Source organism: Clostridium neonatale (assembly GCF_001458595.1).
GTDB lineage: Bacteria > Bacillota > Clostridia > Clostridiales > Clostridiaceae > Clostridium > Clostridium neonatale.
The window spans coordinates 614,076-636,413 of record NZ_LN890328.1; the positions used below are offsets into that span (position 1 = coordinate 614,076).

At 27.1% G+C, this 22,338-nt stretch carries 22 protein-coding genes; 16 read left to right on the forward strand and 6 right to left on the reverse strand.

All coding sequences use genetic code 11. The features are described 5' to 3' along the window. Positions 1-42: 42 nt before the first annotated feature. The gene (lepB, locus tag BN2920_RS09935; protein ID WP_058294857.1) at positions 43-567 is read right to left on the reverse strand and encodes a signal peptidase I; all 525 of its coding nucleotides are present in this window, start codon (positions 565-567) and stop codon (positions 43-45) included. A 112-nt stretch (positions 568-679) separates the two neighbouring features. Between lepB and BN2920_RS09940 the strand changes: the two genes are divergently transcribed. After that, complete coding sequence (locus tag BN2920_RS09940; RefSeq protein ID WP_097919261.1) at positions 680-1,180, forward strand: 3D domain-containing protein; 501 nt, start codon at positions 680-682, stop codon at positions 1,178-1,180. A 460-nt stretch (positions 1,181-1,640) separates the two neighbouring features. Further along, positions 1,641-2,237: an SH3 domain-containing protein gene (locus tag BN2920_RS09945; RefSeq protein WP_058296891.1), complete on the forward strand. Its 597-nt coding sequence runs from the start codon at positions 1,641-1,643 to the stop codon at positions 2,235-2,237. A 65-nt stretch (positions 2,238-2,302) separates the two neighbouring features. Here the strand turns inward: BN2920_RS09945 and BN2920_RS09950 are convergent, their stop codons facing one another. Further along, positions 2,303-2,974: a GTP pyrophosphokinase gene (locus BN2920_RS09950; RefSeq protein WP_058294858.1), complete on the reverse strand. Its 672-nt coding sequence runs from the start codon at positions 2,972-2,974 to the stop codon at positions 2,303-2,305. A 219-nt stretch (positions 2,975-3,193) separates the two neighbouring features. On the opposite strand from BN2920_RS09950, the gene BN2920_RS09955 reads away from it, so the two are divergent. Continuing rightward, positions 3,194-3,832, forward strand: a complete 639-nt coding sequence (locus tag BN2920_RS09955) for a phage integrase SAM-like domain-containing protein (RefSeq protein ID WP_058294859.1) — start codon at positions 3,194-3,196, stop codon at positions 3,830-3,832. A gap of 17 nt (positions 3,833-3,849) precedes the next feature. Beyond that, positions 3,850-4,053 (forward strand): heavy-metal-associated domain-containing protein, encoded by a 204-nt coding sequence (locus BN2920_RS09960; protein ID WP_058294860.1) that lies wholly within the window; start codon positions 3,850-3,852, stop codon positions 4,051-4,053. Positions 4,054-4,303: 250 nt separating this feature from the next. On the opposite strand, the gene BN2920_RS09965 is transcribed toward BN2920_RS09960, so the two are convergent. Further along, positions 4,304-4,711, reverse strand: a complete 408-nt coding sequence (locus tag BN2920_RS09965; RefSeq protein WP_058294861.1) for a secondary thiamine-phosphate synthase enzyme YjbQ — start codon at positions 4,709-4,711, stop codon at positions 4,304-4,306. A gap of 191 nt (positions 4,712-4,902) precedes the next feature. On the opposite strand from BN2920_RS09965, the gene BN2920_RS22380 reads away from it, so the two are divergent. From BN2920_RS22380 to BN2920_RS10005, 8 genes are all read left to right on the forward strand, one after another. Next, on the forward strand, positions 4,903-5,583 hold the full coding sequence (locus tag BN2920_RS22380; RefSeq protein WP_058294862.1) for a hypothetical protein: 681 nt from the start codon (positions 4,903-4,905) through the stop codon (positions 5,581-5,583). 541 nt (positions 5,584-6,124) lie between these two features. Next, the gene (locus BN2920_RS09975; protein ID WP_058294863.1) at positions 6,125-7,000 is read left to right on the forward strand and encodes a S66 family peptidase; all 876 of its coding nucleotides are present in this window, start codon (positions 6,125-6,127) and stop codon (positions 6,998-7,000) included. A gap of 117 nt (positions 7,001-7,117) precedes the next feature. Continuing rightward, entirely contained in the window at positions 7,118-8,308 is a 1,191-nt protein-coding gene (locus tag BN2920_RS09980; protein ID WP_058294864.1) for a MalY/PatB family protein, read from the forward strand. Between the two features lie 128 nt (positions 8,309-8,436). Beyond that, positions 8,437-8,835 (forward strand): VOC family protein, encoded by a 399-nt coding sequence (locus tag BN2920_RS09985; RefSeq protein WP_058294865.1) that lies wholly within the window; start codon positions 8,437-8,439, stop codon positions 8,833-8,835. 498 nt (positions 8,836-9,333) lie between these two features. Further along, positions 9,334-11,976, forward strand: a complete 2,643-nt coding sequence (locus tag BN2920_RS09990; protein ID WP_058294866.1) for a valine--tRNA ligase — start codon at positions 9,334-9,336, stop codon at positions 11,974-11,976. Positions 11,977-12,134: 158 nt separating this feature from the next. After that, a complete protein-coding gene (locus BN2920_RS09995; RefSeq protein ID WP_058294867.1) occupies positions 12,135-12,980 on the forward strand; it encodes a TerC/Alx family metal homeostasis membrane protein in 846 nt (281 codons plus the stop codon). A 90-nt stretch (positions 12,981-13,070) separates the two neighbouring features. Next, on the forward strand, positions 13,071-14,375 hold the full coding sequence (locus tag BN2920_RS10000; RefSeq protein ID WP_058294868.1) for a bifunctional folylpolyglutamate synthase/dihydrofolate synthase: 1,305 nt from the start codon (positions 13,071-13,073) through the stop codon (positions 14,373-14,375). 71 nt (positions 14,376-14,446) lie between these two features. Then, positions 14,447-16,387 (forward strand): HIRAN domain-containing protein, encoded by a 1,941-nt coding sequence (locus BN2920_RS10005; protein ID WP_058294869.1) that lies wholly within the window; start codon positions 14,447-14,449, stop codon positions 16,385-16,387. 56 nt (positions 16,388-16,443) lie between these two features. Here the strand turns inward: BN2920_RS10005 and BN2920_RS10010 are convergent, their stop codons facing one another. Beyond that, positions 16,444-16,695, reverse strand: coding sequence for a TIGR03905 family TSCPD domain-containing protein (locus tag BN2920_RS10010; protein WP_058294870.1), 252 nt, complete (start codon positions 16,693-16,695; stop codon positions 16,444-16,446). A 153-nt stretch (positions 16,696-16,848) separates the two neighbouring features. On the opposite strand from BN2920_RS10010, the gene BN2920_RS10015 reads away from it, so the two are divergent. Beyond that, positions 16,849-17,733, forward strand: coding sequence for a YncE family protein (locus BN2920_RS10015; protein WP_058294871.1), 885 nt, complete (start codon positions 16,849-16,851; stop codon positions 17,731-17,733). Here the strand turns inward: BN2920_RS10015 and BN2920_RS10020 are convergent. After that, on the reverse strand, positions 17,730-18,254 hold the full coding sequence (locus BN2920_RS10020; protein ID WP_058294872.1) for a DUF4364 family protein: 525 nt from the start codon (positions 18,252-18,254) through the stop codon (positions 17,730-17,732). The genes BN2920_RS10015 and BN2920_RS10020 overlap by 4 nt on opposite strands. Positions 18,255-18,551: 297 nt before the next feature. Between BN2920_RS10020 and BN2920_RS10025 the strand changes: the two genes are divergently transcribed. Together BN2920_RS10025 and BN2920_RS10030 are read left to right on the forward strand one after the other, a co-directional pair. Then, entirely contained in the window at positions 18,552-19,310 is a 759-nt protein-coding gene (locus tag BN2920_RS10025) for a polysaccharide deacetylase family protein (RefSeq protein WP_058294873.1), read from the forward strand. Between the two features lie 127 nt (positions 19,311-19,437). Further along, positions 19,438-20,088 (forward strand): single-stranded DNA-binding protein, encoded by a 651-nt coding sequence (locus BN2920_RS10030; protein WP_058294874.1) that lies wholly within the window; start codon positions 19,438-19,440, stop codon positions 20,086-20,088. Positions 20,089-20,204: 116 nt separating this feature from the next. Here the strand turns inward: BN2920_RS10030 and dapD are convergent, their stop codons facing one another. Continuing rightward, positions 20,205-20,915 (reverse strand): 2,3,4,5-tetrahydropyridine-2,6-dicarboxylate N-acetyltransferase, encoded by a 711-nt coding sequence (gene dapD / locus BN2920_RS10035; protein WP_058294875.1) that lies wholly within the window; start codon positions 20,913-20,915, stop codon positions 20,205-20,207. Between the two features lie 162 nt (positions 20,916-21,077). Here dapD and BN2920_RS10040 point away from each other — a divergent pair, with 162 nt between their 5' ends. Next, positions 21,078-22,226 carry a pyridoxal phosphate-dependent aminotransferase gene (locus BN2920_RS10040; RefSeq protein ID WP_058294876.1) on the forward strand — a complete coding sequence of 383 codons (1,149 nt, stop codon included), beginning with the start codon at positions 21,078-21,080 and terminating at the stop codon, positions 22,224-22,226. The last annotated feature ends 112 nt before the right edge of the window (positions 22,227-22,338 follow it).

Consider the following 22,338-nt stretch of genomic DNA (forward strand, 5'->3'; position numbering starts at 1 on the left):
TTCTTGTTGGTCTCTTTATTTTTAAAGTAAAGAATTTTTTCTTCATATTCTTTTATTTTGGCTTATATCATATATAGCTTTTGCATAAAGCTGATGATCAACATCAATAAAACCTATTTTATTGCTTCTACTGTCTAAACTATCGTTTCTATTATCACCCATTACAAATATTTTACCTTTAGGAATATAAAAGGTCATGTTTTCGCATTCCATAGGTTCTTTTATGTATGACTCAGAGACCAATTTATTATTTCTATATAATTTATTATTTAATATATCAATTTTATCATTAGGCAAGCCGATAACTCTTTTAATTAGAAATTTATTTTTATATGAATAATCAATATTAGAATAATTTCTTTTTACTATAACAACATCTTCATAATTAGGAAGATTATCTTGATACGTATACATATCTAGAAGTACCACATCTTCATTATCAATAGTGTTATTCATAGAAAATCCTTTAACTACTGTTATACCAAAGGTTTTAAAAAATAATACGAATAATATTAAAGAGGCAACAAAAAGTTTAATAAGAGAAGAGAGTATAGTTTTAATATTCATTATTAGTACATCCTTTCTGTGAACAATTTAAAAGATATTACTATGGATATTATTAACATTATTTTGTGTAATTAAACAAAACTTATAAAAAATATACGAGGAGAATCAGAGTTTGTTTTATTCAAAAAAGGTATTGTGTAGCTTATGTATTATTTTTTCAATGTTTATAGGTGGATTTTTAGCATATATAACGTTTGCTAACGAGCAAAAAACTATTAATAAAAGAAAAGAAATACAAAACGAAGTGATAAAAGAAGTGAAAGATGATATGAATACTATTGTTGATGATGAAAAATTTATAAAAATAGATGCAGAATTAACAGCTTATTGTAATTGTAAAGAGTGTTCAGAAGAGTGGGGAGATATTACTGCAATGCAGACTAGGACAAGGGTAGGGGTTGTTGCAGCACCAAAAGAAATAGAATTAGGAAGTAAAATATATATTCCTATTCTCAAAGATTATGCCGCTAATGGAATGTTTTCTGTAGAAGATAGGGGGAGTGCAGTAAAAATTAAAGATGATGGAACATATATAATAGATGTATGGATTTCAAATCATGATGAAGTTGAAAAGTTTGGAAGAAAGAAATGCACAGTATATTTACAGGAATAATATTAAATAGAGCATAAAATAATATATTTAGATAAAAAAATAGAATAAATATTTTGCCTACATTAGAAAAAATTATGCATAAAAAAGGCTAGAAATCAAGAATAAATTGGATTTAAAATACATAAAAAATATAAAAGACCAATTAAGGAATGTTATTGCTTTGCATAAATAACAATTATATACTATAATAATTCATGCCATGTCGATGTCACTGCAATTTTTTATTTTAAAGATTAATTTCTAGAAAAATTGCAAAAAAGAAACAAGGAGTGGTTATTTGTCGAACTTAAAGAAATATATGTTTAGGGGATGTGCATTTGGTGCAATCTCACTAGTTATAGGAATGTCTTTATATTCTGCTAAAGGAGTTAAAGGTGAATCTATAAATAGAAACATAGAATATTCTAAAAGCGAAACGCCTAAAGTAAATACTAATCAAAATAATAATTATACGGTTAGTATGATGAATCAACTTACAGTAAAGGAAGAAAAACAAAAATTACTACCTTATGGTCAAGTAGTAGATGTTGAATCAAATTTATGTGTAAGAGAAACGCCTGACATAAACAGTGGAGCAAGTACTGTTTTAATGAATGGTATGACATTTGAGATATTGAGTAAAACTAATGAATGGTATGAGATTAAATATAATGATATACAAGGTTTTGTTCATGAAGACTATGTAGAAGAGTATGAAAATACTCCGCCTAATGAGGTTTATGAAGAAAACACGACATTTAAAAGAGCGATTAAGGCGGAATTAACAGCTTATTGCGATGATCCAAGATGTTCAGATGGATGGGGTTCTAAAACAGCTATGGAAACTCATACAAGAATTGGTGTTATCGCAGCTCCAAAAGACATCCCTCTAGGTAGTAAAATATATATACCAGAGCTTACAAATTTAAAATCAGATGGTATTTTCGATGTGGAAGATAGAGGTGGAGCAATTAAAGTTAAAGAAGATGGTACATACGTTATTGACGTATGGGTACCATCATATGAAGAGGCAATCGCATTTGGAAGAAAAGAAGCTACTATTTATTTAATGGAATAGTAAAAAATAAGAAGACTAGAAATTTAAGATTCAGGATTTCTAGTCTTCTTATTTTATGAAATTTTTTAATCTAAAAATTCAACTTGTCTTTGTATTTGCTGCATTTTAAGATCTGTAGAAGATATAACATCTGCACATTCCTTTAAATCATGTTTAATATCTAAAGAAGCATTTTTTTCTGTTTTATAATATAACTTATGTTCAAGACTTGCCCAAAAATCCATAGCAATGGTTCTGATTTGAACTTCAACTCTTACTAGTTCTACATGTTCAGAAAAAAATACAGGAACTTGTACAACTAAGTGTAGGCTTCTATAACCATTAGGTTTTGGATTTTTTATGTAGTCTTTTTCTTCTATTAATATAATATCATCTTGTTTAATAAGTGTATTTGCAACTTCATAAATATCATCAACAAATGAGCATATGACACGGACACCTGCAATATCATGCAAGTTATTCTTAGCAGATGCTATACTTATTTCAAATCCTTTTCTCTCAAGTTTGGACATTATACTTTTTGGAGTTTTAATTCTAGATTTCATATATTCAATAGGATTACGTTTCCTTTTTATTTTAAATTCTTCATCTAAAATTTCAAGTTTTGTTTTTACCTCTTTTACTGCTGAATGATAAAGCAATAAAAAACCAGCCATTTCATCAAATTTTTCTTCTACATCATTATTACCATCTTTGCTAGATAAAAAAATTTTTTGCTCAACTGTTACATCATCCATAAATAATTCTCCTTTCAATCTAGCTCTAATTACTATGTAAACATTTCATTATATAACAATTATATAATATTTTCTTTAATATCTAAATAGATAATTTAAAAGATAATAAAATATTAACAATATATTCTAGTATATAACATAAAAAAATACTAAATAATAAAATGAGGATTTATTACTACTTAAGGAGGTGAATACTACATATTATATTGTAGTAAGCATATGAAAAAAATCGTAAGGAATTTAATGATATTTGTTTTAGGGGTTATTGTAAGTTTATCTTCTAGTATTAGTATATTTGCTGAAAGTAAAGAAAAAAAACAAGAGTATATGGATTCACATAAAGAAATAATTAAAAGCTTAAAAGAATGTGAAAAAGTATGTGATATACATACAGAAGATATTACTGTTGATTTTTTAAATCAATTTATTTATGCAAATAAGATAAAGATTGGGTTAAGTGAAAACTTAATTAAGTATGGTGACAGTAAAGAAGTAAGAAATGAAGCTAAAAAATGTATACGTAATTCTCTTGAAAACATTAGTAATGCTGAACCAATATTAGATTGCATAAAAAATAATTTAACAAAAGATAAGCTCAAAGAAGAAAAATATTTAAAAGAATACCTTGAGATATATAACGAAATGATTGAAGAGATGGAAAATGATTGTAAAGAAGATATTGTTGATAGGGTGTTCTTAAAGAATATTATTTGTCATGGTAAATTTACTGTAAAGATGTTAGATAATATAGAAAAATATAATGAAGATAAGGGAATAGTTAAACTTTATAAAGATTCTAAAAAGAATCAAATAAAAGAAATAAAAAAAATGGAAAAACTATTAGATGAACTTGAATAAAGAAGGGAGAAATAAAAATGAAAAAAGAACATTATAATGTTAATGGCCTAGCAAATGAAGAAATGAAAACTCAAGTCAAAAATGCACTTGATAAAATTGAAGGGGTTAATAATGTTTGCGTTGATTTAGCTCGAGGAACCGTAGAGGTTGCTTACAATAATCCTGCAACTAGTCAAGAAATAAAAAAATGCATTGAAAATACCGGGCATGAGGTGGAATAATTCGTGGGGATAAGTGAAAAACTCTCAATCTGTATTAAGTAATAAGGAAATAGAGACTCCTAAAAACATCATTAATGTTTTTAGGAGTTTTTATTATGGACTTTACTCTGTTGAGCGAATGCGAAACATAAAACCACTTGCTATGCGGTGATTATTATTTATTCACGAAATTATAGAATAAATTTAGAACAATAAAATTTATAATCTATATCATATATAGGAACAATAAAATACTGCTAATAAAGAAAGATTATCCTTCTAATATTTTTACATAAAAGGTTCTATTTCGTGGCCCGTCAAATTCACAAAAATAAACATCTTGCCATGTTCCAAGTATTAAACTGCCATTATGTAGAATTAGAATCTGAGAAACACCTACTGTAGATGATTTTAAATGTGCATGTGAATTTCCCTCGAAATGTTTATAATTTTTATCAAATGTTGGATAAACTTTTTCAAATCCATAAATGCAATCATGTACTACATCAGGATCTGCATTTTCATTTATTGTAATGCCAGCAGTAGTATGCGGACAGTATAATATAACAATTCCATTAAGTATTTTACTTTGCTTTATATCATCTTTTATATAAGAAGTAATATTTATAAAATCCTGCCTATTAGATATTGTTAGTGAATGTTTAAATAAATTTGACATACAAACAACCTCCATAAATTAATTATCTATACATAGTATAAAGTATAGAGCATATTTTTTCTAAGAAACAACTTTTTTATTTAATTTTTAAGTATAAATGAATTTATACTTTATTTATATATTTTAAATTATGTTAATAAATTTATATATAACGAAATATACATAATTAATATAAAGGAAGGTGTTGAAGGATGAAAAGTAATAAACTAAAAAAAATATCACAAATATTATGTATTGGCGTTATTTTAACTACTGTATCTGAATGCAGTGTGCAGGCATCACCATCTACTGGATGGGTAAAGAAGAATAATGACTGGTATTATTATAATGGTGGACATAAATCTACTGGATGGATAAAAAGTGATGGTTTATGGTATTATTTATCGCCAAATTCAGGGCAAATGCAGACAGGATGGATACAAGATAATGGAGCATGGTATTATTTGAATAATTCTGGGGTAATGGTAACAAATGTGTACATTGGACAATTCTATATAGGACCTAATGGAAAGTGGATTCAAGACGGGTGGGATAGTGGAAGTAGCAAGGATAATAAAAAAGATAAAGAAATTACCCTAGAAGAAGCCCAAAAAATAATGTATAAGGAAGATAAAGATTATCTAGCATGGATGATTAATAAAGGTTATACTGTTATTGCTGGAAGTAAGGGAAAAAATGAAACACTAATCGAAAATTATGGTATTAATGAAACTGTATATTCATTTTATATAGAGAATTCTGAATATGTAGAATCTGTGATCTTTGTAGGAGCAAAAAGCAAGAAAGTATATAGAACTAGTGGAAATGTCGGAAATTCAGTTTATGTTATAAGCAACAATAAAAAAGTACAAGAATATAAATATTATTCATAATTATAATATTTATAAATAATTAAATTACTATTTTTTAATAATCGATTATCAATGAAATATAAAGTAATTTAGGTGATTTTATATGTTAAAATAAAGTTACAGGCAGTTCTTTATCTTCATTGGTAATTGAATTGATACTTATTTATTAGTAATTATTTTTTTTGAGAGACATTATTATAATAATTTAAATCATTAAATTTTTTATAAATAATTTTATTACAGGAGTCATTACCTACCTCATTTGATTTAAAACAAACAAGTGCAACTTCTTATATGTATCTTATCTAAGGTTTAAATTCTCATGCCTGGAATTTGCACCTATATAATTGTATATGTAATCATAATAATCAATTTTACGTAAGTTGTAATTAATATTTATTCGCCTTTATTTAAAATATTACAAATATCCTATAATAAGATGTACAAATATACAAAAATATTAATAAAAAATCATAAAAACTATGTAGAAGAAATTAATTTTAGTAAGAACTATGAAAATGAGATATAATAATATATATTTAGTGTTGAGAGGAGAATTATATTGAGTTTGCTAAAATGTGGAGATGCAGTTGGAATTATTGCATGTTCAAATGGATTAAGTTTAGAATCAAAGGTATATTTAAATAATCTTAAAAAAATACTAAATGGGTTAGGATTAAAAGTAGTCTTTAGTGAAAAATTATTTAAAGAGAAAGATATATTTAATGGAACAAATATTGAAAAAGCACAAGTACTTATGAGATTTTTTAAAGATAAGGATATAAAAGTTATATTTGATGTTTCAGGTGGGGATTTAGCCAATGGTATTTTAGAATATTTAAATTTTGAAGATATCAAAAACAACCCTAAACCATTTTTTGGATACAGTGATCTTTCGGTAGTGTTAAATTCATTATATTCAAAATCTAATGTATGTTCTTATTTATATCAAATAAGAAACTTAATAGGTAATGATTCAGAAAATCAAATAAAAAATTTTAAAAATACATTTATTGAGAAGAAAGATAATTCTTTATTAACATTTAATTATAGATGGATCCAAGGAGAAGAAATGGAGGGTATTGTGATTGGTGGAAATATAAGATGCTTTTTAAAGCTGGCAGGCACGGAGTATATGCCAGATTTCAATAATAAAATATTGTTTTTAGAAAGTTTAAGTGGTAATGTAGCTAAAATGAGTACATATATAAATCAATACAAGCAGATTGGTGCTTTTGATAATATAAAAGGAATAATACTTGGAAATTTTACTGAGATGGAAGATAATAATTATTCACCCAATATTGCTGAGCTAATAAAAGGTACTATAAATAATGCAAATATTCCTATAATTAAAACTGAGGAAATAGGTCATAAAGGAAATTCTAAATGCATTATTATAGGTGAAAAGGTAAGGTTTAAAAATAAAAGAAATTAAAAAGATGATGAAAAAATAATTTTTAAATAAATTTTTATTACATGTGTTTAATACGATAGGCATTAAAAAAGCGCAATCGTGTAGTTGTAATCATAATTTTTGAAAGGAGAGATTTATATGGAATATGATTTTCAAACGTTGGTATCAAGAAAAGGTCTTGGATCAGCTAAATGGAATATAATAGAGGGATTGAAAGATGATGGCGAGGAGGAAGTAATACCATTTTCAGTTGCAGATATGGAATTTAAAAATGCACCAGAAATAATTGAAGGCTTAAAAGAATATGTGGATTCTGCTATATACGGATATACTGAGGCTACTAAAAAATATTATGATTCAGTATGCAGTTGGATGGAAAAAAGACACGACTACAAAATCGAACCAGAATGGATAGTTGAATTTCCAGGGGTAGTTCCAGCACTACATATAATAGTACAGGCTCTTACAAATATAAATGATGGTGTTATAGTAATGACTCCAGTATATTACCCTTTCTATAAAGTAATAAATATACATGGTAGAAAGATCATAAAAAATCAACTTATATATGATAAAGGTAAGTATGCTATAGATTTTAAAGATCTTGAAGAAAAAGCAAGTAGGGAAGATACTAAGCTTATTATATTATGTAATCCTCATAATCCTGTAGGTAGAGTATGGACAATAGATGAACTAAAAAAAGTAGGAGAAATATGTATAAAAAATAATGTATTGGTTATATCTGATGAAATACATTTTGATCTTATTATGGAAGAATATAAACATACTGTATTTAGTACAATTTCTAAGGAATTTGAGGAAAACTCAATTATCTGTACAGCGCCAAGTAAAACATTCAATTTGGCAGGACTTCAAGTATCTAATATAATAATCGCAAATAAAAACATAAGAGAAATAGTTAAAAAAGAGCGTGAAAAATCTGGATTCCCTAGATTAAATACATTTGGATTTAAAGCATGTGAATTAGCGTATACAAAGTGTGAAAATTGGCTAGATGAGCTTCTAAAAGTATTAAATGAAAATAGGAAATTTGTAAAAGAATTTTTGAATAAAAACATTCCAGAAGTTCAAGTAATACCACTTGAGGGAACATATCTTCAATGGCTTGATTTTAGAAAATTAGAAAGTGATTATGTTAAATTGCAAGATTTTATGGAAAATGAAGCAAAACTCTTTTTAGATGAAGGTTATATTTTCGGAAAAGAAGGTCAAGGATTTGAAAGAATAAACATAGCATGCCCAAAACATATTTTAGAAAAGTCATTAAATAGGTTTTTGGAAGCTGTAAATAGAGTGTATAAAAAATAAAGATATTTTATATTAAGGATCAATTTATTGAATAATTATAATAAATTATATAAAATATGTAAGGGAGATGGTGAGTATAAAAAGCATCTCCTTTTAAATTGTGTATTTATAGTAAAGGGGATAGTACAATGGGAATTGATTTTAGGATATCATCATTATATATTTGTGTAGATGATATGACGCGTGCAATTAATTTTTATGAAGAATTATTTGATCAAAAGGTTACAGTAAGAGATGAAATTTATAGTGTATTTGATATAAATGGGTTTAGATACGGCTTATTTAATTATAAAAAGATGAATGAAAAGCATACTTTTGGCAATAATTGTTTACCAAGTATTGAAGTAAGTGATTTAAATGAATTTACTGAAAAACTTAAAATTTTAAAAAGTGAAATAGTATTTCCAATAACTAAGATAGGTTCTAATTATGTTTTGGAGTTTGTTGATAGTGAAGGAAATAATATAGAAGCAACATTTCCTATTAATACATACAATAATATTGAAGCTGAAAAAATAGATATATAATAAAAGTACATATTGACAAAATAAAGTCATTAATATATTATAAAGATAATTTCAAAATTATATAAAAGCATTGAAAAAGAGGAGTAAAAATTGGAAACATGGTAGGAAGCTTGCAGATAATAATGTGAGTAGTACTGTTTTTTATGAGTTATATAATTCATAAAAATATTCAGAGAGAGGGATTAGGTGAAAGCCCTTATGTGGAAGATTTTGAAGGTAGCTTTTGAGCTTCTTTAGTGAAAATAACAGTAGCTAAAGACGGTTTTTCTAAATCGTTATTTAAATTAAGAGTCCCTTAGAGCATGATTTTATCTGCTTACGTGGAAATAAAGGTGGTACCGCGAGTTTTCGTCCTTTTATAGGATTGAAAGCTTTTTTTATTTATAGCTAATATTTTTAGAAATTTAACAATCAACAAGAGACTTTTATTAAAAAAATAATTTATAACTGTCAATTATCAGATGTTAACTGTCAACTAAAATAAATGGAGGAATAAAAATGTCAGAGATCAAGAACATATCAACTACATATGATCCAAAAGAATTTGAAGAAAGAATTTATAAGAATTGGGAGGATAAAGGATATTTTACACCTGTAATAGATAAAAGCAAAAAGCCATTTACTATTGTAATGCCGCCTCCAAATATAACAGGTCAGCTTCATTTAGGCCACGCATTTGATGATACTCTTCAAGATATGCTTATAAGATTTAAGAGAATGCAAGGGTATTGTACATTATGGCTTCCAGGTGAAGACCATGCATCTATTGCAACAGAAGTTAAGGTTGCAAATAAGTTAGCTGAAGAAGGCTATGATAAAAAAGAAATGGGAAGAGAAGCGTTCCTTGAAAAAGTTTGGGAGTGGAGCGATAAGTATAGAGCCACAATAAGAAATCAAGTTAAAAAGCTTGGAGTATCTGCCGACTTTACAAGAGAAGCATTTACAATGGATGAAAATTTAAGTGCAGCTGTAAAGCATGTATTCGTTAAGCTTTATAATGAAGGACTTATTTATCAAGGAAATAGAATAACTAATTGGTGTACTCATTGTCAAACTGCACTTTCAGATGCAGAAATTGAATATGAAGAACAAGCGGGACATTTCTGGCATATAAATTATCCACTTGCTGATGGTTCTGGATTCTTAGAAATTGCAACAACTAGACCAGAAACATTACTTGGAGATAGTGGCGTAGCTGTTAATCCTAATGATGAAAGATATAAACATCTTATAGGAAAGACTGTAATATTACCACTTGTAAATAGAGAAATTCCTATAGTTGGTGATGACTATGTTGATTTAGAATTTGGTACTGGTGCAGTTAAGATGACTCCAGCTCATGATCCTAACGATTTTGAAGTAGGTAAGAGACATAATCTTGAAATCATAAGAGTTATGGATGATAAGGGAATTATCAATGAAAAAGGCGGAAAATACAAAGGCTTAGACAGATATGAAGCTAGAAAAGCAATTGTTAAAGATTTAGAAGAAGCAGGACTTTTAGTTAAAGTTAAAGATCATACACATAATGTTGGAACACATGATAGATGTGGAACTACAGTAGAGCCTATAATATCAAAACAATGGTATGTTAAGATGGCAGATCTTGCAAAGCCAGCAATTGATGTAGTTAAAGAAGGAAAAACAAAATTTGTTCCAGAAAGATTTGATAAAACTTATTTTAATTGGATGGAAAATATTCAAGACTGGTGTATTTCAAGACAATTATGGTGGGGCCACAGAATACCTGTTTACTATTGTCAGGACTGTGGTGAAATGATGGTTGTTGAAGAAACACCAACTAAATGTTCTAAATGTGGAAGTACTAATATAAAACAGGATGAAGATGTGCTTGATACTTGGTTCTCATCTGCATTATGGCCATTTTCAACACTTGGCTGGCCAAATAAAACAGAAGATCTAGAATATTTCTATCCAAATAGCGTATTAGTTACAGGCCATGATATTATATTTTTCTGGGTAGCAAGAATGATATTCTCAGGACTTCACTGTATGGGTGAAACTCCATTTAACACAGTTCTTATACATGGACTTATAAGAGATTCTCAAGGTAGAAAGATGAGTAAGTCTTTAGGTAATGGTGTAGATCCACTTGAAGTTATTGAAGAATATGGTGCTGATGCATTAAGATTTATGATTGCAACTGGTAATGCTCCAGGAAATGATATGAGATACTATCCAGAAAGAGTTGAAGCATCAAGAAACTTTGCTAATAAGATCTGGAATGCATCAAGATTTGTTATGATGAATCTTGATAAGGGTATAATGAATAAATATAAAGACTGCAAGGATTATTCATTAGCAGATAAATATATACTTTCAAAGATGAATACAGTAGTTAAAGAAGTTACTGAAAACATGGAAAAATTCGAACTTGGAATTGCTATGCAAAAGGTTAACGACTTTATGTGGACTGAATTCTGTGACTGGTATATAGAACTTGTTAAACCAGTATTTTATGGTGAGGACGAAAAAGCTAAGGGCGTAGTTTACAATGTTTTAAGCACTGTTTTAGTTACAGGACTTAAATTATTACATCCAGCAATGCCATTTATAACAGAAGAAATATTCACTCACTTAACTGATGAAGAAACAATAACAACATCGAGCTGGCCTGAATATGATGAAGCTTTATTAGATGAAAAAGCTGAAAGTGATATGGGATATATAATTGAAGCAATTAAAGGATTAAGAAATGTAAGAGCTGAAATGAATGTACCACCATCAAGAAAGGCTAAAGTTATATGCTATATTTCAGATGAAGCTAAAGAAGCCTTTAATGTAGGTACATCTTATATTGAAAAATTAGCTTCAGCATCAGAAGTTGAATTTATAGCTGATAAATCTAATGTACCAGCTAATGCTGTATCACTTGTTGTTAAGGGTGGAGAATTATTTATGCCGCTTCTTGACCTTGTAGATAAAGAAAAAGAACTTGAAAGATTAAATAAAGAAGTTAAAAAGCTTGAAGGCGAAATAGAAAGAATAGACAAGAAATTGGGAAATGCTGGCTTTGTGGCTAAAGCACCTGAAGCTGTTGTTAATGCAGAAAAAGAAAAGAGAAGTAAGTATGTAGAAATGCTTGAAGCTGTTAAAGTGAGAATAGATGCTTTAAATTAATAATTAAATGACAAATATAAAAATCTTATGTAGTTTAACTGCATAAGATTTTTATATTTTAAGCCTATTATGTGATTAACTAATGGTAATAAAGGTTAAGTATAAATAATATATTAAATTATAATATATTAATCAGGTTTATTACTGAGGGGGAAATCATGGGACGAAGTAAAACAAAGAAAAATCTATTTAATTTAATTTTTTGGATAACTTTATCTATACTATTTAATATTTATATATTTTATAGCAGGGGAGAAATAGCAGCAGTTGAGTATTTTGGAGGGTATATAGTTGAAATGTCATTAAGTTTGGATAATTTATTTTTATTTTTAATGATATTTTCTAGCTTTGGAATACAAAAAGATTATCAGGAACGTGTTCTGCTTTATGGAGTTATTGGTGCAATGATACTTAGACTTATTTTTATTTTAGTGGGTGTAACAATAATAAGCAAATTTCATTTTGTTCTTTCAATATTTGGTTTTATATTGCTTTATAGCGGTTTTAATATGTTTTTTAATAATAATAAACATATAGATTTTCATGATAATTTTTCAGTGAAAATCCTTAGAAAGATAATGCCTGTTACAAATGTTCTATATGATAATAATTTTTTTGTAAAAAAGAATAAGATATTATATGCAACACCATTGTTTGTAGTACTTTTAATAATAGAATTTTCTGATATTATCTTTGCAATAGATTCAATACCAGCTATATTTTCAATAACTACAGATACATTTATAGTTTATACATCTAATATTTTTGCAATACTTGGACTTAGAAGTATGTACTATATATTAGAAGAAATGAATGATATGTTTAGATTTATGAAGTATGGAGTTGGATGCATACTAATTTTTACTGGAATTAAACTTGTAATATTGCTCTTTGGAATAGAAATTTCAGTTACTAATTCAGTACTTTTTATAATAATAATTTTATTATCTAGTATATTAATTTCATTAATATTTGATAAAAGTTATATTCGAAATCACAAATAGTTATATATGGTTTGCTTGAAGAATAGCAATAAGTAGGATAAAATTTAGTAAATGATAAAAATAAATTTTTATGAGGATGAGGTTTACAAAATGAGTATGACATATGAAGAAGCAATGGAGTATATAGAAAGCGTAGGAAGATTTGGATCTAATTATGGACTTAGAAGGACTTTTAGATTACTAGAGATACTAGGCAACCCACAAGAAAAGCTTAAGCTTATACATGTAGCAGGAACAAATGGTAAAGGGTCTACTACAGCTATGATTACTAAGATGCTTAGGGGGCTTGGATATAAGGTAGGAATGTATACTTCACCATATTTAGAAGAGTTTGAAGAAAGAATACAGATAAATGGAGTTAATATTAGCAAAGATACTTTTGTAGAATTATTAGAAGAGGTTAAAAAGGCTGTTGATAAGGTTATAGAAGAAAACTATGATCATCCAACAGAGTTTGAAATATTAACTGCACTTATGTTTTTATATTTCTATAATGAAAGGGTTGATTATGGGGTTATAGAAGTTGGTCTTGGAGGAACAATGGATTCAACTAATGTGTTAACACCAGTTATTAGCGTTATTACATCAATAAGTATGGATCATATGAATATATTAGGTGATACAATAGAAGAGATTGCTAAGCAGAAGGGTGGAATAATTAAGCAGAATATACCAGTTGTATTATATCCACAAGAAAAAAAAGTGGAAGAAGTTATTTCTAAGATAGCTAAAGAAAAAAATTCTGAGCTTCATTTAGTAAAAAATGATTCTGGAAAGCTTATAAAGATTAACAGAGAAAAAGTATATCAAGAAGTACAGGTAAGAGGAATTAATGATATATATAATATAAATCTTCCATTACTTGGAGAACATCAAATATTAAATTTAACTGTAGCGATAAATACAGTAGAAATATTACTTAATAATGAAAATAAGTATGCTTCTAAAAATTTAATAGAAAAATCACTGGAAGATGTTGAGTGGAAAGGTAGATTAGAAGTATTACATAAGGAACCATTTGTAGTTATTGATGGAGCACATAATATAGATGGCATAAAATCTCTTAGAAGAAATATTGAAAAATACTTTAAATATAATAATATGTATTTGCTTCTTGGCATATTAGCAGATAAACAGGTTGGAGAAATGATAAAAGAAATAACACCTATGGCAAAGAAGATATATGCACTTACACCACATAGTGAAAGAGCAGAATTAAGTGAAGATTTAAGAAAAGAAATTTTAAAATATAATAAAAATGTTGTTGCAACTGAAAATTATGAGGATGCATTGGAAGAAGTCATAACAGAGGCGAAAAAAGATGATTTAATTTTAGTAAGTGGTTCACTTTATATGATAGGTGACATGAGAAAAATAATAAGAAATAAATGGTAATAATTTTATTGGAGTAGTAATATAAAAGGGAATTAGATAATTTATTACTAGAGGAAGGAAATAATAGCTATATGAATATTAACAAAGAAAAATACATCTATGATGACTTAAAAGAATTTTATAATAAAAATAAAAGTCAATTATATACTTATCAAGATTTAGAATTGTCGGGTAAAAATGAATATGAAATAAGTATAAAAAAGTCATATCAACTAAAAGAATATGAAAAGAATAGATTATCTAATGAACTTATAGAAATTATTATTAATGTATCAAAAGAATATAAGCAAATTAAGAAATTAATCAATTATATAAATGCTAATCCAGTCATTCTTTATTATGATAATTATATAAAACTTTTAAAAAACTATTTAAAGTATAATGATGAATTAAAGAAAAATTTCGATAAGTTTATTATAAATCTTGTAACAAAAAGTTCATGTGAAGAAATAGTGAAGCTTGGAATAATAAGCTCATGTCTTTGTAGTACTGATAATTTAAAAGAAATATTAGAAGTTTTTACTATTCACAATGAGTATATATTTTATGTTATTAAGTGCTTAACTTACCTAGGAGAGAATGATAAAATATTTGAAATATGCAAGAATTCTTATGGATATGGGAAAATATTTTCAGTAATGAATTTAAGCTGCGTAAATAAAGAAATGAGAAATTGGCTTCTTGAAAAAGGCTCAACAAATAATGTTGAAATATCCGAACTTGTTGAGTACTGTTTGTTAGGAGGTAACTTATTAAAATATTTTAAAGAAAATGAATATGACAAAGAAAGATTTGAAAATGTAATTATGCATTTTACTGAGCTTATTTATAACTATGATATAGATGAGATTGAAGATGGAATTGATATATGCTTAAATATAATAAATTTCATTGAAGATAAATTTGGTGGAATCTATTCACTATATTCAATAGTTCTAATAAGTGATTCAATAGAAAATTCTATTTTTTTAGATTCTAATATAAATGATAAAACGATTAAACAAAGATATAATAACATGCTTTCTAGATGCAAAGATATTTACATTAAGAAAGAATGGCATGAAGTTATTAAAAAAGAATTTGATAATGTTGATATTGAAGGTTCAATATTAATAAGTTGTGCTCAGAAAACAAAATATAAGATTAAAAAAATGGAATTTAAGCGATTATTTAATAGAAACTATAAATCACCAATTATATATAGATATGCTGTTACTTATGGAAGTCCATCCATAAAGAAATTTTTATTTTATGAAGGCATAAATAAATTAAATATTTATGACCTGCTTACAGGACCAGATAATATTAAGTTAGAGAATGTACTTTATGATAAAATAGAACAAGTTTGTTTCTTTATAATTATAAATTATTTAAAATATGAAGAGTTTACTGATATATATAAAGATATAAATTTACATGCATTAAGATCTCCAATAGTAGAAACAAGATACGAAGCTATAAGTAATCTAAATATAATTAAAGAACTTTTAGATGAAAATGATATTAATTTTATAAAAGAATTAATTGATGATGAGGTAGTTAAAGAAATAAAAAGATCATTAATAGTTTTATTGCCTAGAAACAAGGAAAAGATCATTAGGTATATAGATATTACTAGCCAATTAAGGATAAAACCACATGTGAAAGATATCTATTTGAACACAATACAAATATCAGAAACAAACTATGTTGATATGAGTGAAGTTAGTAATAAATTATTTGAAGAAGAATTAGTTTACTTAAAAAGAGAGTCAACCAATGTTTATGATGAAAATGCTATTTTAGTCACTACAAATGAAGGGTATGTCTTAGGATATATACCTAAGAGTGATAATTTTATATTAAGAAATCTAATGGACAATAATAAATATATATATGGATATATAAAAAGTATAAACGATGATTATACCAATATAAGAATTGATTTATACTTAAGTTATGAAGATGTATTAGAAGAAATAACAGATACACTAACTCTGTTATCAAACAACTATAATAGCTATTTGCAATAAAAATTATAAAAAATAAACTCTGGTATCATACTGGAGTTTATTTTTGTAGACTATAATTATAAATTTTCTTTTTTCCAAGCTGCTAAAGCTTTAGATAGCTGGTCAGGGCAAGAAGTACTTTTATTTCCACAAAGAACACCGTTTAATCTATCAATTACATCATCAACTTTCATACCTTTAACAAGCTGACCTATGCCGGAAAGATTACCATTGCATCCGCCAGTAAATTTAACAGACTGTATAATATCATTAGATATTTCAATATCAATTTTAGATGAACAAACACCTGAAGTCTTATAAGTAAACATAAACAAGCTCCCTTCATATTCTAATCAATCATTATTATTATAGTAGCAATTTGTCAATAAATAAAGATATTTGAGAAAATAAGTTGTACCAATAATATAAAATAGGAATATATTGATATTATCAAGCATGATTATTTTATAGGAGGGTATAAAATGAGTTATATTATAGTGTGTAATACAGGTTCTGATAGTATAATCAAATTCGATTGTGAAACTATGAAAACTAAAGAAATGAAACTTACTAATGGAGAAAAACCATTTGGCCCTCATGAATCATGTGTATACAATAATAAATTATTAGTTTCTAATAGCTATAACAATACAATTTCAATAATTAATTTAAAAGAATTTAAAGAAGAAGGTAATATATATATAGGATCTCATCCTAATGATTTGATTTGTTATGAGAACAGAATGTATGTTGCATGTGGTGACTTAAATTCACTAATAACATATGACATAGAAAAAAATCAATTGGATTTTGAAATTCCAACGGGCATTTTCCCTCATAATATTCAAATTATAGATGAAAAAAAGCTAGCATTTGTCTGTAATATGGGTGAGGATAATATATCCGTTATAGACTGCACTGATAATAGAGAATTAACCAGAATACAAGTGGGACATATCCCTATTAAATCTATAATATCTAAAAATAAAAAATACTTATATGTAGCAGTAAGCAAGCTGGGACATAATACAAAAGGTGAAATAGTTATGTTATCGTTAGATAATCTAGAAATATTAGAGAGAATAGATGTGGGATTTGCTCCTGTTGATCTTTATGAAGATGATGATTATCTATATGTATCAAATTTTTGTGATGAATATATAAGTATAATAAATCTAAAAACTTTCACTGAAGAGAATAAATGTAAAATAAATGGAATGCCAAGAGGAATAGTGAAATATAATGACACACTATATATTGGTGATTATCTAAATGGAACATTGAATATTGTAGATCTAAAAATGGATAAGAAAAAAGTCATAACAATAGGGAAAGAACCTAATGCTATGACCATATTTAAAAACTAGTTAATAAATAAATTAATAATATTATTATATATTTCCGAAGGATTTTTTTTCCATTTAGAACAAATTGATGTGGCTTGTTCTTTGGAAGGAACAGTTAATTTCAATTCCATTAATAGACTTTCACTTTCAACTGCTTTTAAGTCAACAATAAAGCTGTCATTACTTGCAATTGTGTAATCTGCTTGTATTGTTAATTCTCTTTTTATGGATTCCCATTTTTCTTTTACGTACTCATTAATGATTGTAATTTTTGAAGGAGATAATCTGTCTTTAAATAAAGATAGGACACTATCTCCTTTTTCTGTTATTACTAATAGTTTTTTATTATTGTTTTCATGATATTCTACAAATTTAGATTCTTCAAGTTCAGATAAATATTGCTGAAAAATAAAGTAATTCATAAAATTGTTTTCAAGAATAATTTCTGTAAATTGAGCATTAGATATGGGATCTTTTATAGATTTTAATATATATAACATTAATAATTTATTTTCAGCCAATTCTAATGAATTTTCGTACATATTTACCTCCATGACTAATGAAACTCTTATCTTATTATAGCATAATTTATTATTTAGGGAATACATGATTGACTATGAATTTTTAAATGTGGATTTTGTAAGTAGATACATCTTATTTAACTACTATATAATTACCTTATAATGAAATTAATTATTAAAAAGCAGTATAAATGTAAGAGTTGACTTTATATTATCTGCTTAAATAAAGGGTTATTAATTTTATTATGTAGTTATCATAAATGTTGTTTTTATGAATATATTTTAATAAAGAATTAATGTGACATATGGGAGGAAAAGTTGAATTGGAGAAAATTAAAGATATCAATAAACATATTGTTAGTGGTTTTTATAATTTTAATATCCATATTAGTAGGTAGGAGTGTTCAAGTGTCAGGAACTGCGGAAGAAAAGCAGCCAATTTACCGTGTTGATACAGAGGAAAAAGTAGTTAGTTTAACTTTTGATGTAAATTGGGCTGAAAAAGAAAATTTGCAAAGCATATTAGATATCCTAGATAAATATAATGTAAAGGGAACATTCTTCATAATGGGAGGATGGGTAAATTATAGTGAAGAAAATGTAAGTAAACTAAAAGAAATATCCGAAAGGGGGCATGAAATAGGAAATCATAGTTATAAACATCCAAGCTTTAGTAAAATTACTGGTGATGCTATTGAAGAAGAGATAATAAAAACAGATGATATAATAGAAAGATATACAGGAAAAAGACCAGTATTATTTAGATTTCCAAGTGGAGATTACAATAAAAATGCATTAATGAAGGTAAGAAGCTTAAATCATATTGCAATTCAGTGGGATGCTGATTCAGTAGATTGGAAGGAAATGGGGTCGGATATTGAGTATAATAAAGTAATGAAGAATACAAAAAGTGGATCTATATTACTATTTCATAATAATGCAAAGTACACACCGGAAAATCTAGATAGAATAATAAAAGAATTGAAAAGCCAAGGATATGAATTTAAGCCTGTTGGTGAAATGATATATACAGAAGATTATTATATTGATGAAAATGGTATACAGCATAAAAATTAGCAGTGTTTTTATAATTTAAATTCGATATTTATTGAAAAGAAACTAGTTTTTGTATTATAATGGTAATATATGCTAGTCATGAATATATTACACTAAAAAATAATTGCCGATAGAGAGAGGGATTACAATGGATAATTTAATGCTAAATAACAAGATTTATCTAGAAGGTAAAGTAGCGTCTGGATTAGAATTTAGCCATGAAATGTATGGCGAAGGGTTTTATACTTTTGATTTGGAAGTTATGAGATTAAGTGATTCAGTTGATCATCTAAATATAACTGTTTCAGAAAGATTACTAAATGAGATTAATTTAGAAATAGGAGTAGATATAATTGTTGAAGGTCAATTAAGATCATATAACAAGTTTGTAGATGGATCTAACAAACTTATACTTACAGTATTTGCTAGAAACATTGAACCGTGTATCGAGAGAAGTAAAAATCCAAATGAAATTTTCTTGGATGGATATATATGCAAAGAACCTGTTTATAGGACAACTCCTTTTGGAAGAGAAATAGCTGATGTATTATTAGCAGTAAATAGAGCATATAATAAATCTGATTACATTCCAACAATTGCATGGGGGAGAAATTCTAGATTTTGTCAAACATTAAATGTTGGAGATAATATTAGAGTTTGGGGAAGACTACAAAGCAGAGAATATCAAAAAAAGGTGTCAGAAACTGATGTTATAAAGAAAGTTGCATATGAAGTTTCTATATCTAAAATGGAAAAGGTTGTAAAGGAAGAAGGCTCAGGAGAAGAAGGCGCAGTTTAAAGTATATAAAGTTAAAAACTATGGTCAATAACCTGAATAAACTTCAATTTACTTTTATTATAAGTTGAATAAAAAAGAAAGTATCGATAACGATACTTTCTTTTTTATGTATTAAATTATTTTCTTAAATCATCTAATAGTTGAGTTTTATCCTTAGTCTTGTCATCTACATTTTTTATGATTTTTGCAGGTGAACCAGCAACAACAACACCAGCAGGAACATCTTCAGTAACAACAGAGCCTGCAGCAACAACAGAGCCTGCACCTATTTTAATACCTTCAAGAATTACTGAGTTAGCACCTATTAATACATTGTCGCCTATTTGACATGGTTCTTTACTTGGCGGTTCTAAAACACCAGCAACAACAGCACCAGCACCTAAGTGGACATTCTTTCCAAGTTGCCCTCTAGCACCAACTACAGCGTTCATATCAACCATAGTTCCATCACCTATTTCAGCACCTATGTTTATAACGGCTCCCATCATTACTACTGCATTTTTACCTATAGTGACTTTATCTCTTATGATAGCACCTGGTTCAATTCTTGCATCTACTTCTAATAAATCTAACATAGGAATAGCAGAATTTCTTCTATCATTTTCTATTCTAAAGTGTTTTATAAGATGTTTGTTATCTAAAACTATTTTTGTTATAGAATCAGATTCACCCATTAGTATGTAAAATTCATTTGAGCCATACCATTCTACATCGCTCATATCAGCATCTTTTAAATCTCCATTAACATAAACTTTTACTGGAGTTGATTTTTTAGATTCCTTTATAAATCTAGCGATTTCATAAGGATCTGTTAAGTTATATGACATTAGATCACTCCTTCAAATTATTTAATAATCACTATCATTATAATAAAAAAATTATTTAAATGAAAGTAAAATACGAAAAAATGACATAAATATTTGAATAAATATACGCAATGTTGTAAAATTGATTTAAACAAAACTGAGATTAGGGGGGCAAAAGCACTAATGAACGAAAATTTAAATGAGATTCAGATTTCAGGTATAAGAAGGTTTGCAAGTAAAGTTAAAATGGTAGAAGGGGCATTATCATTAACTATAGGACAACCAGACTTCGATATGCCAGTTGCAGTATCAGAGGCTATGATAAGAGCAATTAAAGAGCACAAGACAGTATATACATCAAATGAAGGAATTGTAGAACTTAGAGATGAAATATGTAGGTATTTAAAAAATACTTTTGATATAGAATATGATAAAGATGAAGTATGTTTAACTGTGGGGGGAAGTGAAGGATTATTCTCAGTCCTTAATGCACTTTTAAACCCTAAAGATAAGATTCTTATTTCATCACCAGCTTATCCAGCATATGAAAATATAGCTAAGATGATAGGCGCAGAAGTTGTGAATTATGGCTTGAATGATGATTTTACAATAAATATAGATGAAATCAGAGAAAAAATTGAAAAAGATAATATAAAATATTTAATGCTATCATTTCCAAGCAACCCAACAGGTGCAATCTTAATTAAGAAACAAAGAGATGAACTTGCAGAGCTTATAAAGAAAAAAGATATTGTTGTTATAACGGATGAAATGTACTCTGGAATAATCTTTGATGATTACTATTCAGTTGCTCAAATCAAAGAAATTAAAGATAAAATCATATATGTAAGTGGATTTTCAAAGCTTCTTTCAATGACAGGAATAAGAGTAGGATATGTAGCATGTACTGAAAAATACATGAAGGAAATAATGAAAGTACATCAATATAACGTATCTTGTACTTCCTCAATTGGTCAATATGGTGCATTAGAAGGATTAAGAAGTTCACTTGATGATGCAGAAATTATGAGGAAATCATTTGAGAGAAGAAAAAATTACTGCATGAAAAGATTGAGAGATATTAGAATAGAGGTAAATGAACCTATGGGCGCATTTTATATATTTCCATCAATCAAAAAGTTTAATATGACAAGTGAAGAGTTTTGCGAAAAATTATTGAATGAAGAAAAACTTGGATGTGTTCCAGGAAATGCATTTGGTAAACTTGGCGAAGGATATATGAGAATATCATATTGTTATTCAGATGAAGAACTAAAAGAAGCATTTGATAGATTAGAAAGATTTATTAAGAAGAATTTTCCTAATTGTTAATTAAGAAAATTTTACTGTATAACTATTAAATTTAAATTATATAAAATACTCAATATTAAATTAAAGTTAGCAATATAAGCAAGTTAAAAATTATATTAATAAATAGATTGGG